At 72.2% G+C, this 14,157-nt stretch carries 13 protein-coding genes; 7 read left to right on the top strand and 6 right to left on the bottom strand.

Features of this window, described 5'->3' with window-relative positions; translation table 11 throughout:
- Positions 1-63: 63 nt before the first annotated feature.
- The 3 genes from ACH47Z_RS09945 to ACH47Z_RS09955 form a co-directional block, all read right to left on the bottom strand.
- A complete protein-coding gene (locus ACH47Z_RS09945; protein WP_399073034.1) occupies positions 64-1,260 on the bottom strand; it encodes a CaiB/BaiF CoA transferase family protein in 1,197 nt (398 codons plus the stop codon).
- Positions 1,261-1,330: 70 nt separating this feature from the next.
- Positions 1,331-2,110, bottom strand: coding sequence for an ABC transporter permease (locus ACH47Z_RS09950; protein WP_399072509.1), 780 nt, complete (start codon positions 2,108-2,110; stop codon positions 1,331-1,333).
- Complete coding sequence (locus ACH47Z_RS09955; protein ID WP_399072511.1) at positions 2,107-3,072, bottom strand: ATP-binding cassette domain-containing protein; 966 nt, start codon at positions 3,070-3,072, stop codon at positions 2,107-2,109. The genes ACH47Z_RS09950 and ACH47Z_RS09955 overlap by 4 nt, the downstream gene beginning before the upstream one ends.
- Positions 3,073-3,135: 63 nt before the next feature.
- On the opposite strand from ACH47Z_RS09955, the gene ACH47Z_RS09960 reads away from it, so the two are divergent.
- Positions 3,136-3,843, top strand: coding sequence for a TetR/AcrR family transcriptional regulator (locus ACH47Z_RS09960; RefSeq protein ID WP_399072513.1), 708 nt, complete (start codon positions 3,136-3,138; stop codon positions 3,841-3,843).
- Positions 3,827-4,090 carry a hypothetical protein gene (locus tag ACH47Z_RS09965; RefSeq protein ID WP_399072515.1) on the top strand — a complete coding sequence of 88 codons (264 nt, stop codon included), beginning with the start codon at positions 3,827-3,829 and terminating at the stop codon, positions 4,088-4,090. Before ACH47Z_RS09960 ends, ACH47Z_RS09965 begins: the two co-directional genes overlap by 17 nt.
- Here ACH47Z_RS09965 and ACH47Z_RS09970 read toward each other — a convergent pair.
- From ACH47Z_RS09970 to hmgA, 3 genes are all read right to left on the bottom strand, one after another.
- Positions 4,087-5,241: a type ISP restriction/modification enzyme gene (locus ACH47Z_RS09970; RefSeq protein WP_399072517.1), complete on the bottom strand. Its 1,155-nt coding sequence runs from the start codon at positions 5,239-5,241 to the stop codon at positions 4,087-4,089. The two genes, ACH47Z_RS09965 and ACH47Z_RS09970, sit on opposite strands and share 4 nt — an antisense overlap.
- 149 nt (positions 5,242-5,390) lie before the next feature.
- Positions 5,391-6,137: a GntR family transcriptional regulator gene (locus ACH47Z_RS09975; RefSeq protein WP_399072519.1), complete on the bottom strand. Its 747-nt coding sequence runs from the start codon at positions 6,135-6,137 to the stop codon at positions 5,391-5,393.
- A gap of 45 nt (positions 6,138-6,182) precedes the next feature.
- Complete coding sequence (hmgA, locus tag ACH47Z_RS09980; protein ID WP_399072521.1) at positions 6,183-7,493, bottom strand: homogentisate 1,2-dioxygenase; 1,311 nt, start codon at positions 7,491-7,493, stop codon at positions 6,183-6,185.
- A gap of 185 nt (positions 7,494-7,678) precedes the next feature.
- Here hmgA and ACH47Z_RS09985 point away from each other — a divergent pair, with 185 nt between their 5' ends.
- The 5 genes from ACH47Z_RS09985 to ACH47Z_RS10005 all read left to right on the top strand — a co-directional run bounded on the left by ACH47Z_RS09985 (position 7,679) and on the right by ACH47Z_RS10005 (position 14,093).
- On the top strand, positions 7,679-8,287 hold the full coding sequence (locus tag ACH47Z_RS09985) for a hypothetical protein (RefSeq protein ID WP_399072524.1): 609 nt from the start codon (positions 7,679-7,681) through the stop codon (positions 8,285-8,287).
- A 65-nt stretch (positions 8,288-8,352) separates the two neighbouring features.
- A complete protein-coding gene (locus ACH47Z_RS09990) occupies positions 8,353-8,970 on the top strand; it encodes a TetR family transcriptional regulator (protein WP_399072526.1) in 618 nt (205 codons plus the stop codon).
- Between the two features lie 117 nt (positions 8,971-9,087).
- Positions 9,088-11,319 (top strand): molybdopterin oxidoreductase family protein, encoded by a 2,232-nt coding sequence (locus ACH47Z_RS09995; protein WP_399072528.1) that lies wholly within the window; start codon positions 9,088-9,090, stop codon positions 11,317-11,319.
- A 124-nt stretch (positions 11,320-11,443) separates the two neighbouring features.
- Positions 11,444-12,829, top strand: a complete 1,386-nt coding sequence (locus ACH47Z_RS10000) for a CitMHS family transporter (protein WP_399072530.1) — start codon at positions 11,444-11,446, stop codon at positions 12,827-12,829.
- Between the two features lie 22 nt (positions 12,830-12,851).
- Positions 12,852-14,093, top strand: a complete 1,242-nt coding sequence (locus ACH47Z_RS10005; protein WP_399072532.1) for an MFS transporter — start codon at positions 12,852-12,854, stop codon at positions 14,091-14,093.
- Positions 14,094-14,157 lie beyond the last annotated feature (64 nt).

The raw sequence follows: 14,157 nt of genomic DNA on the forward strand, positions 1-14,157 counted from the left end.
GCGCGTCCGCTGAGCCGTCGCCGACCGGGCGACGCTCCCTGGAGCCTCTCCGGGTGCCCGTGCTCAGGCCGCCACACCGTCCCGGCGCATCGCTGCGATCTCGTCGTCCGTCATCCCCACGGCACGCAGCAGCGCCTCGGTGTGCTCCCCGAGCGCGGGCACATCACCCATCCGTGCCTCGTCCCCGCCCGGCATGGTGATGGGAGGCAGCAGCGCCTGCAGCGGCCCGACCGGCGAACCCACCTGACGCCACCGCTCCCGGGCCGCCAGCTGCGGATGCGTCGCCAGCTCATGCAGATCCCGCAGCCGGGCACAGGCGATGCCCGCCCTGTCCAGTCGGGCGATCGCCTCCTCGGCATCCAGCGCGCCGAGCGCTCGCGCCACCAACTCGTCCGTCTTCTCCCGGTTCGCCACCCGTGACGCGTTCGTCGCGTACGCCGGATCCATCCCCAATTCTGGGCGTCCCATGACCTGTTCGGCCAGCCGCCGCCACTCCCGGTCGTTCTGCACGGACAACAGCACCCGCCCGCCGTCCGCCGTCGAATAGGCGTCGTACGGCGCGATGACCGCGTGCGCCAGACCCGTGCGCGCAGGGGGCTCGCCCCCGTGCATCGCGTGGTGCAGCGGATGCCCCAGCCACTCGGCGAGCGCCTCCAGCATGGACACCTCCACCGGCCCGCCCCGCCCGGTCGTCCCGCGCCGTACGAGGGCCGCCAGCACGCCGGAGAACGCGTACATGGCCGCCGCGATGTCCGCCGCCGGGATCCCCGCCTTCACCGGCCGCTCCGGCGTCCCGGTCACCGACACGAGCCCCGCCTCGCACTGCACGAGCATGTCGTACGCCCGCTTGTCCGCGTACGGCCCCGAGCCGCCGTAGCCCGAGATGTCCACGGCGATCAGCCGCGGGTGGGCGGCGCACAGCGTGGCCGCGTCGAGGCCGAGCCGGGCCGCCGCCCCCTGGGCGAGGTTCTGCACGAACACGTCCGCGTCCGCGATCAGCCGCCGTACGGCAGCCAGGCCGCGCGGGTCCTTCAGGTCCAGCGCGAGGGATTCCTTGCCACGGTTGCACCACACGAAGTGCGAGGCGAGACCGCGGGCCGCCGTGTCGTAGCCGCGCGCGAAGTCGCCGCCGTCGACCCGCTCCACCTTGATGACCCTGGCTCCCAGGTCGGCGAGCTGCCGGGTCGCGAAGGGCGCGGACACGGCCTGTTCGACGGCGACGACGGTGATGCCCTCCAGGGGCAGGGGCTGCTGGTCCATGGGCTGACACGTGGGCTGGTCCATGGGCGGGATCATGCCCCTGAGCGGCGGTTTTGTCAGCAGTGCCGGATCACTCGCCGCGGCTGTACCGGCGCACGGCCAGCGGCAGGAACACGGCGACGAGGGCGAGGCTCCAGGCGAGCGACCCGGCGACGGGATGCGTCACCGGCCAGGCGGCGCCGTGCGGGACGGGGGCGTTGCCGAACAGGTCCCGCAGGGCCGTGGTCACCGCGCTGATCGGGTTCCACTCGGCGAGCGCGCGCAGCCAGCCCGGCAGATGGTCCGTCGGGATGTAGGCGTTGGACAGCAGCGGCAGCACGAAGGAGGAGGCGCCGAGCTGTCCGGCCGCGTCCTCGCTGCGGGTGAGCAGCCCGAGGTGGATACCGGCGCAGGTGCAGGCGAACCGGAAGAGCAGCAGCAGCCCCACGGCACCGGCCGCATCGAGCGCGGACCCCTCGATCCGCCACCCCACCGCGAGCCCCACCAGCAGCAGCGGCACGGTGCCGATCGTCGTGACCACGAGGTCGGCTGCGGCTTGCCCCAGGGGCACGGCGGCCCGGCTCACCGGCATCGTCCGGAACCGGTCCATCACGCCCCGGTGCGTGTCCGCGGCGGCCTGGAACATGCCGGTCATCAGCCCGCCGGCCGCGGTCGCGACCAGCAGCCCGGGTACCAGGAAGGCACGGTAGTCGCGGCCGGGCATCGCCAGCGCGCTGCCGAAGACATAGCCGAAGAACAGCAGCATGTTGATCGGCATCAGCTGGGTGAGGATCGCGAGACCCGGGCTGTTCCGTACCCGGCGCAGCTGCCGGCCGGTCATCGTCAGACCGTCGTACGTCAACGCGCTCATGCGGCACGCTCCTTGTGGTCCACGGATCGTTCGGATCCTTCGGTGAGCCGGAGGAAGACGTCGTCGAGGGTGGGCGGGCGCAGGCTCGCGTCGAGCAACGGCACGCCCGCCGCGTCGAGTTCGCGCACCAGGCGGGGGAGGGTCAGGGTGGAGTCGGTGGTGACGGCGCCCACGGCGTTGCGCTCGCGGTCGAACACGGGCTCACGGCCGGTGATCCGGTCCAGCACGGCCGCCGCCTTCGGCAGTGCGTCGCCGCTCGCGACCACGGCCTCGGCGAACGATCCGATGAGCGACTTGAGTTGGGCGGGAGAGCCGGTGTGCGCGACCCGTCCCCGGTCCATCAGGGCGATCTCGTCGGCGAGTTGGTCGGCCTCCTCCAGGTACTGCGTGGTCAGCACCACGGTCGTGCCGTCCGCCTTCAGCTCGCGCACCGCCTGCCGGATGCCGTTGCGGCTGGCCGGGTCGAGTCCGGTGGTCGGCTCGTCCAGGAAGAGCACGTCGGGCCGGCGGAGGAGACTCGCCGCCAGATCCAGCCGGCGGCGCATACCGCCCGAGTAGGTCGACGCCTTGCGGTGTGCCGCCTCGGTGAGCCCGAACCGCGCCAGCAGCTCGTCGGCCCGGGCGGCCGGTCCGCGCACCCGGTGCAGCCGGGCGAACAGCCGCAGGTTCTCCCGGCCGGTGAGATCGCCGTCCACCGAGGCGTACTGCCCGGTCACCCCGATCCGGCTCCGCACGGCGGCCGCCTCCCGCACCAGGTCGTGCCCGGCGACCCGCGCCGATCCGGCGTCCGGCCGCAGCAGCGTCGTCAGCAGCCGTACGGCCGTCGTCTTCCCGGCGCCGTTCGGGCCGAGCAGCCCGCAGACGGTGCCTTCGGCGACGGCCAGATCCAGTCCCCGCAGGGCGTGGACCGCGCCGAAGCGCTTCTCCAGGCCCTCACTAAGTACAGCGTACGTAGTAGTCATGCTTCGACCATAGCGCACTACGTACGCTGTACGTAACTAAGATGGTGGCCGAGGTGATGACCGATGGCAGTCCGAGGGGCCGTTCCCGAGGTGATCTGGGCGCGTCCCGAGCGCACCGGACGGGGTCCGAAGCCGGCGTACACCCGCGACGACATCGCGGCCGCCGCCGTCCGGATCGCCGACGAGCGGGGGCTCGACGCGGTGTCGATGCGGCATGTCGCGGCCGAGCTGGGCTGCGGCACCATGTCGCTGTACAACTACGTCCCCCGCAAGGAGGACCTGTACGAGCTGATGATGGACGCGGCCGGCGGAGAGCACGAGCCGTGGGAGCCGAGCGGCGACTGGCGGGCCGACCTGCTCCGGGTGGCGCACGAGACGCGCGCGCTGATGCACCGGCACCCGTGGATACCGCGCCTGATGTCCCCGGTCTACGGCTTCAGCCCGCACGCCCTGCGCTATCTGGAGCACTGCCTGGCGTGCCTGGACCCGCTGGAGGCGAGCTACGGCACGAAGCTTGAGCTCATCGCCATGCTCAACGGCGTTGTGACGACCTACGTCCGCAATGAGCTGGACACCGCCGAGCGGGTGCGGGCGTTGCCGTGGTCGGAGGACGAGGAGCACGCGGCGCGCGGCGCTTATCTGGGCCGGCAGCTCGCTTCCGGTGCGTTTCCGAGGATGGCGGAGGCGTTCGCCGAGGATCCGGGGCCGGTGGATCTGGAGGAGGTTTTCGAGCGGGTGCTGGGGCGGATTCTGGATGCCTACTCGCCGTGACATACGGGGTGGTTCGGCGGGTTCGACGTCGTTGTGGCTGGTCGCGCCCCGCGGCGGAACCCCCTGGCCCGACGGGCTGTTGGACGCCGAGCCGGGGCGTGTCGGAGACGTCGAGGCGCCGGTCGTCGGCCCCCGTGCCCAGATCGAGATCAAGCGCATGATGCCCGTCTGGGGTCCCTCACGGCCCCGCCGGGCGAAGGACATTGAGGACGTCGCCCGGCTGGAGGCCGCCCTGCGGGGCCGTTAGAGCAGGGCGAACTGACCCTCCGGGCCCTCCTCGTGGTGGTCCAGGACCGACGCGGGACGGCGGGACGCGTCCGGGACCGGGAGGACGCCCGCCTGGCGCAGGTCGGCGGTCGTGATCGGGGTCGTGACCTTCAACTCGGCTCGCAGGGGCCGCAGTTCCGCCAGCAGGGCCAGGACCGTGATCAGTTCCAGCAGCTCCGACGTCCAGGGCTGCGGCCAGGTCCCCGGGCGGATCGCCGCGAGGGTGCCGGGGGCGGCCGGGGCCGTACGGGCCGTGAACCAGGCCTCCAGGACGCGGGCTCCGGCCACCTCGAACTCCCAGGCCTCCGGCGGGACGGGGGAGACGCGGCCCTCGTTCAGGTGGAGGGTCTCCTCCTCCGGGTCGTAGTGCAGGGTGAGGGGACAGGCCGGCAGGGGTGCGCGGACGTAGGGGCGGCGGCCGCCCGGCAGCTTGGGGCGCTCTCCGTCGCGGCGCATCAGCCACAGCATCCGGCGGCCCAACTCCACGCCCCGCTCCCACACTTCGGTGTCCCCGGTGAGCGGGACGGTGAGGTCCGGGCGGATCACGGCCAGGATCCAGGCCGGCAGGTCGGGTGGCGTGGGGCGGGTGCCGAGGCGTTCCGCGAGGTGGTCCAGCAGGCCGGGGGCCAGGTTCGGTTCCGTACCGTTCGGGCGGCGGTAGAGGGGGCGGACGCGGCCCGTGCGGAGGGTGGGCAGGAGCGAGGTCGCCAGCAGGGGAGCGGTCTCGTCCGGCGTCTCCACCACGAACACCTGCCGCTCGTCCGCCACCCGCCACAGCTCCGGCCGGGCCGTGTCGATCAGCCGGTGGTCCGGGATCAGCCACTGCTCGTCGAAGGGCGCCGCCAGTACCCGTACCGGCTCCGCGCACGGGCCCACGGCGCGGGCCAGCCGCTCCGTGCCGCTCGACCGGCCCGGCAGCTGACCCACCGCCGAGTCGAGGGTACGGGCGCGGCTCGGCTCGAACAGGGTCCGCCGCTCGGCACCTTCGGCCGTCAGCAGCGCGTCCCAGCGGGCCTTCAGGGCAGCCGCGTCGGGCGCCGCCGGCCAGGCCCGGCCCAGCCGTAGCGGTGCGACGGACCACGGCATGAGGTCCGCCAGCAGCGGAGCGTCGTCGTACGTCACGCAGGGCATGGTACGGCCTGAGAGGTAGCGCCCCGAAGGGGCGCGGGGCTGCGTCTGATGTGCGCCTACCGCCGCGTGGGCGCGACCAGCCACGGCGGTGCCGCACGCGGCAGACCGCACGACGTGGCACAACCCATCGCGGCCCCACCAGCGGAGCGCTACGCCTCGAGGGTGACCGTGAACGAGAACCGGTCCCCCCGATAGTGGATCACCGCCACGTCCAGCACCCGCCCCTCGGTGTCGTACGTCACGCCCGTGTAGTGCAGGATCGGGCTGAGCAGCGGGACTTGGAGGAGGCGGGCCGTCTCCGGGTCGGCGAGGCGGGCCTCCACCGTGTCCGTGATGCGGCTGATGTCCGTCCCGACCACGTCCCGCAGCACCTTCGTCATCGGCCAGCGGATCAGATCCTCCAGGTCGATGCGCGCGGCGAGTTCGGGGCGGACGTGGTTGACGGCGTGGTTCGTCGGCTCGCCGGTCTTCTCGTCGCTGCGCAGCCGGTGGTACGTCGCCACCTCCGCGAGGTCCGGGAAGTACTCGGCGAGAAGCGCCGGCACGGCCACCGTGCCGTGGTCCAGCAGCTCGGTCGTCATCCCGGACTGCTGGGCCACGATCGCGTCCACCGAGCCCAGCAGCCGCACCGGGGCGCCGCGCTGGACGTCGGGCTCGATGAACGTGCCGCGCCGCCGGTGCCGGCTGATCAGCCCCTCGTCCTCCAGCTCCTTCAGCGCCTGCCGCATGGTCAGCACACTCACCCCGTAGTGCTCCGCCAGCTGCTCCTCGGTGGGCAGCCGCAGCGGGTCCTCGGGCGAGCGGCCGAGTATCGAGGCGCGCAGCGACTGCGACACCTGGTACCAGAGCGGCAGCTTGCGGTTCAGGACGATCGAGTCCGGGGCGAAGGAGGTCACATGGCTATCCGTACCTGTCGATGAACTTCAGACGCAACAGAGGTGTCACGCGCGGAAGTGGGCCTCGAGGCCCTGCCACACGTCGTCGTAGCGCTGCTGGAGGTGGTCGGCGCCCGCCGCGTGCGGGGTGAGGGTCACCGGCCAGCGGGTCTCGAACATGAACGCCAGCCCGTCGTCGATCTTCTGTGGCTTCAGCTCGGCCGCACTCGCCCGGTCGAAGGTCTCCCGGTCCGGGCCGTGCGCCGACATCATGTTGTGCAGCGAGCCGCCGCCCGGCACGAAGCCCTCCGCTTTCGCGTCGTAGGCGCCCTCGATCAGGCCCATGTACTCGCTCATCACGTTCCGGTGGAAGTACGGCGGCCGGAAGGTGTTCTCGCCCACCAGCCAGCGCGGCGCGAAGACGACGAAGTCGACACCGGCCAGGCCGGGGGTGTCGGACGGGGAGGTCAGGACCGTGAAGATGGACGGGTCCGGGTGGTCGTAGGAGATGGTGCCGATCACATTGAAACGGCGAAGGTCATAGACGTACGGCACATGGTTGCCGTGCCAGGCGACCACGTCGAGGGGGGAGTGGTCGTAGACGGCCGTCCAGAGGTTGCCGCAGAACTTGTTGACCACCTCCACCGGGCCCGCCACGTCCTCGTACGCGGCCACCGGCGCCTTGAAGTCCCGGGCGTTGGCGAGCCCGTTGGCGCCGATCGGGCCGAGGTCGGGCAGCTGGAACGGCGCCCCATAGTTCTCGCACACATAACCGCGCGCCGAATCATCCAGCAGCAGCACACGGAAGCGCACCCCACGCGGGATCAGCGCCACCTGGGCCGGCTCCACATGAAGCAGGCCGAACTCCGTGTGCAGCAGCAGTCCGCCGCGCTCCGGCACGATCAGCAGCTCCCCGTCGGCGTCGGAGAGGACCCGCTCCATCGAGGCGTTGGCGTGGTACAGGTGCACGGCCATGCCGGTGCGCTGGGTCGCGTCGCCGTTGCCGCCGAGCGTCCACAGGCCGGCGAGGAAGTCGGTGCCGGCGGGCGGCTCGGGCAGCGGGTTCCAGCGCAGCCGGTTGGGGTCGGGCACGGACTCGGTGAAGGGGGCCGTACGGATCGCGCCGTTGTCGGTGCGGGTGAACGCCGGGTGCGCGGCCGACGGGCGGATGCGGTAGAGCCAGGAGCGGCGGTTGTGCGCCCGGGGCTCGGTGAACGCCGAGCCGCTCAGCTGCTCCGCGTACAGGCCGAGCGGCGCGCGCTGCGGCGAGTTACGGCCCTCGGGCAGGGCGCCCGGCACCGCCTCGGAGGCGTGTTCGTTGCCGAATCCGGTCAGATACGTCAGTCCCGCGGCGGTCTTCCGTGCGTCCCCGCTCATGATCGCTCCCTTGCGCTCCTGATGCGCGCCTCATGCGCCTCTGATTCCTATGTATAACCGTAGGAATCTGTGGGGGCGGGCGCAAGAGGGGGCCGCTCTCCTCCGTCCGGGGGACCACTCGGCGTGCCCGGAACCAGACTTCAGGCGGATTCGACGGACCGGAACGTTGTTCTACTCTCACGGGCATGCCTTGGACGCCGTGGACCCGCAGAACGCTCGCCGCACTCGCGGTGTGCGTCCTGCTGCCCCTCGGAGCGGCGGGCTGCGCGACCGGTCACACCACCGGGGGCACGCACTCGCCCTCGCCGGTCGGCAAGGTCCTGCACGACACCGACGGGTCCGGCCGGCACCTGCGCGAGGTCGACAAGAAGAACGCGCCCGAGGTCGGCGTCGAGGTGACCCCGGACACACGCGGCGGCTGGGACGTGCGCCTGACCTTCCGCCACTTCCGCTGCTCCGCGCCCGGTGCCCGAGGGGGGTCGGCGGTCGCCGGGCGCGGACTCGTGTACCTCTTCGTCGACGGCCACGAGACCACCCGGCTGCGCACCCCGGGCTACCACCTGCCCGGCCGCCTGGTCCCGCACGGCACCCACCACGTCACCGCGCGCCTGTACGCCGACGACGGCACCGTGTGGGCCGTGCACGGCACACCGGTCCAGAGCACCGCCGACATAACGGTGTCGGACCCGGGTCCCACGCAGAGCCCCACCCCCACGCGGAGTCCCACGCACACACCCGCGCAGCCTCCCGGCGTGTCGGCCGAGCCCACCATGGGCGGCTCCCCGGTGCGATGAGTGCGCCGCCCACGGTTCTCCGTACGGGAGGGCGAGGTTCACCGGACCCGAGGCGGAGAGGCATCATGAAGCCCGTGCCCCACGCGACATCGCTCCGCCGCGCGCCCGTCCAGCGGCGCAGTGCCGAACGGCTGACCAGGATCCTCGACGCCTGCGCCGAACTCCTCGACGAGGTCGGCTACGACGACCTGACCACCCGCGCGGTCGCGCTGCGCGCCGGTGTGCCCATCGGCTCCGTCTACCGCTTCTTCGGCAACAAGCGGCAGATGGCCGACGCCCTCGCCCAGCGCAACCTCGAGCGGTACACCGAGCGCGTCACCGAGCGGCTGAAGCAGGCCCGCGCGGGGGACTGGCGGGCCGCGATGGACGCCGTCCTGGACGAGTACCTCGCGATGAAGCGCACCGCGCCCGGCTTCTCGCTGGTCGACTTCGGCAACCAGATCCCGGTCGGCGTCCGCCAGGCCGAGCCCAACACCCGGGTCGCCGACCAGCTGATCCGGCTGCTCTCCGGCTACGTCGGCCGCACCCCGGACGAGGATCTGCGCCGGGTCTTCCTGGTCGCCGTGGAGAGCGCGGACACCCTCGTCCAGCTGGCCTTCCGCACGGACCCCCAGGGGGACGAGGCGATCATCACCGAGACGCGCGAGCTGCTGCGGGCGTATCTGGGGCGCGTGCTCGACTGAGCCGCCTGCGGGGGCGTATGCGCCGGGGCTCGCCAGGGGGCTCCCCTCCATGCATACCGGTCGGTATGCTCGGCCTCACGGACCAGCCGCCGTTGCCCCGACCCTCCGGGAGGACCCGTGTCCCGCTCCGCCCTGCGCATCTGCCCCCTGTGCGAGGCCACCTGTGGGCTGACCCTCACCGTCGAGGGCACCCGGGTCACCGGCGCCCGCGGTGACCGCAAGGACGTCTTCAGCAAGGGCTTCATCTGCCCCAAGGGCGCCTCCTTCGGGGCCGTCGACGGCGACCCCGACCGGCTGCGCACCCCGCTCCTGCGGGAGAACGGCCGCCTGCGCGAGGCGAGTTGGGAGGAGGCCTTCGACGCGGTGGCCGCCGGCCTGCGCCCGGTCGTGGAGCGGTACGGCCCCGACGCCGTCGGTGTGGTCCTCGGCAACCCCAACGTGCACACCGTGGCGGGCGCCCTCTATCCGCAGGTCCTGATCGCCGCCCTGCGCACCCGCAGCCTGTTCACCGCCTCCACGGTCGACCAGATGCCCAAGCACGTCTCCAGCGGGCTGCTCTTCGGCGACGCCAACGCCATCCCGGTGCCGGACCTCGACCACACCGGCCATCTGCTTCTCATCGGTGCCAACCCCCTGGAGTCCAACGGCAGTCTGTGCACCGCCCCCGACTTCCCGGGCAGGCTCAAGGCGCTCAAGGCGCGCGGCGGACACCTGACCGTGGTGGACCCGCGCCGCACCCGCACCGCGCAACTCGCCGACCGGCACCTGGCGATCCGGCCCGGCACCGACGCCCTGCTGCTCGCCGCGATGGTCACCGTGCTGTTCGAGGAGGGCCTCACCGACCTCGGCCACCTCACCCCGCACGTCCAGGATGTCGACGAACTCCGGTCGGCACTGGGCGACTTCACCCCCGAAGCCGTGGCCGAGGCCTGTGACATCGACGCGGACTTCATCCGCGTCCTCGCCCGCGAGCTGGCCGCCGCCCCCACCGCCGCCGTCTACGCCCGCATCGGCAGCTGCACCGTCCCGCACGGCACCCTGGCGAGCTGGCTGGTCGACGTCCTCAACGTCCTCACCGGCAATCTGGACCGGCCCGGCGGCGCCCTCTTCCCGCAGGCCGCCACCGACAAGGCCCCGCGCCCGGCGGGCCCCGGCCGCGGCTTCGCCCTCGGCCGCTGGCACTCCCGGGTCCGTCAACTGCCCGAGGCCAAGGGTGAGTTGCCGCTGTCGGCGCTCGCCGAGGAGATCGACACCGCCACCCACCGAGGCGAACCGGTCCGCGCGCTGATCGCCGTCGCCGCCAACCCGGTGCTGTCCGCGCCCGACGGCGACCGCCTCGACAAGGCCCTGGACTCCCTGGACTTCATGGTCAGCGTCGACCCGTACCTCAACGAGACCTCGCGCCACGCCCACGTCGTGCTGCCCCCGCCCCCGCCGTCCCAGAGTCCGCACCACGACTTCGCCTTCAACACCCTCGCCGTCCGCAACCAGGTGCGCTACAGCCGCCCCGCCGTCCCGCTGGAGCCCGGCCGCATGGCCGAGAGCGAGATCCTCGCCCGGCTGATCCTCGCGGCCACCGGCATGCACGGCGCCGACCCCGCCGCCGTGGACGCCATGGTCATCGACCAGACCCTCGGCAAGGCCGTACAGGAGAAGCACTCCCCGGTGTACGGCCGTGATCCGGAGGAACTCGCGGACCGGCTCACCGGCGACACCGGCCCCGAACGCCGGCTGGACATGATGCTGCGCCTCGGCCCCTACGGCGACGGCTTCGGCGTACGACCCGACGGGCTGACCCTGGCCGAGCTGCTCGCCCACCCGCACGGCATCGACCTCGGCCCGCTGCGCCCCCGCCTGCCCCAGCCCCTCAAGACCCGCAGCGGCAAGGTCGAGCTGCTGCCCGAGCCGATCGCCGGAGACCTGCCCCGGCTGCGGCAGGCGCTCGGGGAGCGGCCCGAGGGGCTCGTCCTCGTCGGCCGCCGCCATCTGCGCTCCAACAACAGCTGGATGCACAACGTGCCCGCCCTCACCGGCGGCTCCAACCGCTGCACCCTGCACATCCACCCCGAGGACGCGGCCCGGCTCGGCGTCCGGGACGGGGCGGACGTACGCGTGAAGGGCGCCGGGGGAGAGCTGGTGGCACCGGTCGAGGTCACGGACGCCGTACGGCCCGGGGTGGTGAGCCTGCCGCACGGCTGGGGCCACGACCGCCCCGGAAGCCGGATGAGCCACGCCTCGAAGAGCCCCGGCGTCAACGTCAACCAGCTCCTCGACGGCAGCCGACTGGACCCCCTGTCGGGCAACGCTGTCTTGAACGGCGTCCCCGTCCAGGTCAGCGCAACCCCGTGACCTGGACTTTCGCGCTTATTGCTCGCACGTCAACGACTTGTTAACGACGTTTGAACGGACCTAACGTCATCGCACCGCCGACCCCCAGGTGGGATGTTCAAGGGCGAACGTTAGGTATCCACTCATGCTGACCATCCTCGGCTTCGCCATGATCGCGACCTTCCTGGTCCTGATCATGCTGAAGAAGATGTCGCCGATCGCGGCACTCGTGCTCATACCCGCGCTGTTCTGCGTGTTCGTGGGCAAGGGAGCCAAGCTCGGCGACTACGTCATCGACGGCGTCACCGGCCTCGCGCCCACGGCCGCGATGCTCATGTTCGCGATCGTCTACTTCGGTGTGATGATCGACGTCGGCCTCTTCGACCCGATCGTGCGGGCCATCCTGAGGTTCTGCAAGGCCGACCCGCTGAGCATCGTCGTCGGTACGGCGGTCCTCGCCGCGATCGTCTCCCTGGACGGCGACGGCTCCACCACCTTCATGATCACCGTCTCGGCGATGTACCCGCTGTACAAGCGCCTGAAGATGTCCCTGGTGGTGATGACCGGTGTGGCCGCCATGGCCAACGGCGTGATGAACACGCTGCCCTGGGGCGGTCCGACCGCCCGCGCCGCCACCGCGCTGAAGGTCGACGCGAGCGACATCTTCGTGCCGATGATCCCGGCCCTGGCCGTGGGCCTGCTGTTCGTGTTCTCCCTCGCGTACGTCCTCGGCCGCCGCGAGCGGGGGCGGCTCGGCGTGCTCACGCTGGACGAGGTGCTGGTGGAGGAGAAGGAGACGGTGCTGGTGGGTGCCGGTTCCGGCAAGTCCCCGGCGCGTACGGGGGGTTCGGGGCCCGCTCTGCCCGAGGGGCCCGACGGCGACGAGGGCTTCCAGGGTCTCGACCCGCACCGCGCCACCCTGCGCCCCAGGCTGTACTGGTTCAACGCGCTGCTCACGGTCGCCCTGCTCACCGCCATGATCATGGAGTGGCTGCCGATCCCGGTGCTGTTCCTGCTGGGCGCGGCCCTCGCCCTGACCGTCAACTTCCCGCAGATGCCCGACCAGAAGGCCCGGATCGCCGCGCACGCCGAGAACGTCCTCAACGTCTCCGGCATGGTCTTCGCGGCCGCCGTCTTCACCGGTGTGCTGAAGGGCACCGGCATGGTCGACCACATGGCGACCTGGCTGGTGGACAACATCCCCGCCGGCATGGGCCCGCACATGGCCCTCGTCACCGGCGTGCTGAGCATCCCGCTCACGTACTTCATGTCCAACGACGGCTTCTACTTCGGCGTTCTGCCGGTGCTCGCCGAGGCCGGCCAGGCGCACGGCGTCTCCTCCCTGGAGATCGCCCGCGCCTCGATCATCGGCCAGCCCCTGCACATGTCCAGCCCGCTCGTCCCGGCCGTCTACGTCCTGGTCGGCATGGCCAAGGTGGAGTTCGGCGACCACACCCGGTTCGTGGTCAAGTGGGCCGCCCTGACATCGCTGGTCGTGCTCGGGGCAGGAATCCTCTTCGGAATCATCTGAGCATCTCAAGGAGGAAGATCTCATGGCGCCCGGTGGGAACCGCGGCTGGCTGCTCCGCCTCGTCCTCGCCTTCGGCTTCGCGCAGGGGGCGGTGTCGATGGCCCGGCCCGCCGTCTCCTACCGGGCCCTCGCGCTCGGCGCCGACGAACGGGCGGTGGGCGTGATCGCGGGCGTGTACGCGCTGCTGCCCCTCTTCGCCGCCGTACCGCTCGGCCGGCGCACCGACCACGGCCGGTGCGCGCCCCTGCTCCCGGCCGGCGTGATCCTCATCTCCGGCGGCTGCGCGCTGAGCGGAGCGGTGAACTCCCTGTGGGCGATGGCGGTCTGGAGCGGGGTGATGGGCCTCGGCCACCTCTGCTTCGTCATCGGCGCCCAGTCGCTCGTCGCCCGCCAGTCCGCGCCGCACGAACAGGACCGCAACTTCGGCCACTTCACCATCGGCGCGTCCCTGGGCCAGCTCCTCGGCCCGGTGGCCGCCGGTGCGCTGATCGGCGGTCCCGACATGGCGGGCAGCAGCGCCCGCGCCCTGGTGGTGGCGGGCGTGGGCGCGGCGGTCGCCTTCACCTCGCTGTGGCGCATCGAGGACCGTACGGCGGTCAAGTCCCCTACGGGCCAAGGGGATCGGGTCCCGGTCGGCAGCATCCTGCGCGCCCGGGGCGTGCCGGCGGGCATGCTGATCAGCCTGTCGGTCCTGTCGGCCACGGACATCCTCACGGCGTATCTCCCGGTGGTGGGCGAACACCGGGGCATCGCGCCGACGGTCATCGGCGTCCTGCTGAGCCTCCGCGCCGGGGCGACGATCGCCTGCCGTCTGGTCCTCACCCCGCTGCTCCGGCTGCTGGGCCGGCCCGCGCTGCTCACCGTGACCTGCTTCCTGGCGGCGGTGCTGTGCGCCGGGATCGCCCTTCCGGTGCCGGTGTGGGCGCTCGGCGTCCTGCTCACGCTGCTCGGCTTCTGCCTGGGCGTGGGTCAGCCGCTGTCGATGACGACGGTGGTGCAGGCCGCGCCCGACGAGGCCCGCTCCACCGCGCTGGCCCTGCGCCTGACCGGCAACCGCCTCGGCCAGGTCGCCGCCCCGGCCACCGCCGGTCTGGTCGCCGGGGTGGCGGGCGTGGCGGCGCCGTTCGTGATGCTCGGGGCGTTGCTGCTGCTGTCGGCGGGGGTGGCGATCCGGTCGCCGGAGAAGTCGGGGGAGGGGCGTGAGGCGACGGTCAAGGCGAGGTGGAAGGCCCGGACGCCGTTGAGCCGGAAGGGCGATATCTGAGGACGCGCGGGGCGGCTTGCGGGTGGTCGCCGTCAAGGTGACACAGAGTCAGACGGCATCGACT

Origin of the sequence: Streptomyces sp. NPDC020192 (assembly GCF_044388685.1) — a bacterium.
In the GTDB taxonomy this organism is placed as follows: domain Bacteria; phylum Actinomycetota; class Actinomycetes; order Streptomycetales; family Streptomycetaceae; genus Streptomyces.

Excerpts from the sequence above, each read along its gene's own strand:
- ACH47Z_RS09945 (WP_399073034.1), bottom strand. The coding sequence starts at position 1,260 with ATGGACCAGCAGCCCCTGCCCCTGGAGGGCATCACCGTCGTCGCCGTC.
- ACH47Z_RS09950 (WP_399072509.1), bottom strand. The coding sequence starts at position 2,110 with ATGAGCGCGTTGACGTACGACGGTCTGACGATGACCGGCCGGCAGCTG.
- ACH47Z_RS09955 (WP_399072511.1), bottom strand. The coding sequence starts at position 3,072 with ATGACTACTACGTACGCTGTACTTAGTGAGGGCCTGGAGAAGCGCTTC.
- ACH47Z_RS09960 (WP_399072513.1), top strand. The coding sequence starts at position 3,136 with ATGGCAGTCCGAGGGGCCGTTCCCGAGGTGATCTGGGCGCGTCCCGAG.
- ACH47Z_RS09965 (WP_399072515.1), top strand. The coding sequence starts at position 3,827 with ATGCCTACTCGCCGTGACATACGGGGTGGTTCGGCGGGTTCGACGTCG.
- ACH47Z_RS09970 (WP_399072517.1), bottom strand. The coding sequence starts at position 5,241 with ATGCCCTGCGTGACGTACGACGACGCTCCGCTGCTGGCGGACCTCATG.
- hmgA (WP_399072521.1), bottom strand. The coding sequence starts at position 7,493 with ATGAGCGGGGACGCACGGAAGACCGCCGCGGGACTGACGTATCTGACC.
- ACH47Z_RS09985 (WP_399072524.1), top strand. The coding sequence starts at position 7,679 with ATGCCTTGGACGCCGTGGACCCGCAGAACGCTCGCCGCACTCGCGGTG.
- ACH47Z_RS09990 (WP_399072526.1), top strand. The coding sequence starts at position 8,353 with ATGAAGCCCGTGCCCCACGCGACATCGCTCCGCCGCGCGCCCGTCCAG.
- ACH47Z_RS10000 (WP_399072530.1), top strand. The coding sequence starts at position 11,444 with ATGCTGACCATCCTCGGCTTCGCCATGATCGCGACCTTCCTGGTCCTG.
- ACH47Z_RS10005 (WP_399072532.1), top strand. The coding sequence starts at position 12,852 with ATGGCGCCCGGTGGGAACCGCGGCTGGCTGCTCCGCCTCGTCCTCGCC.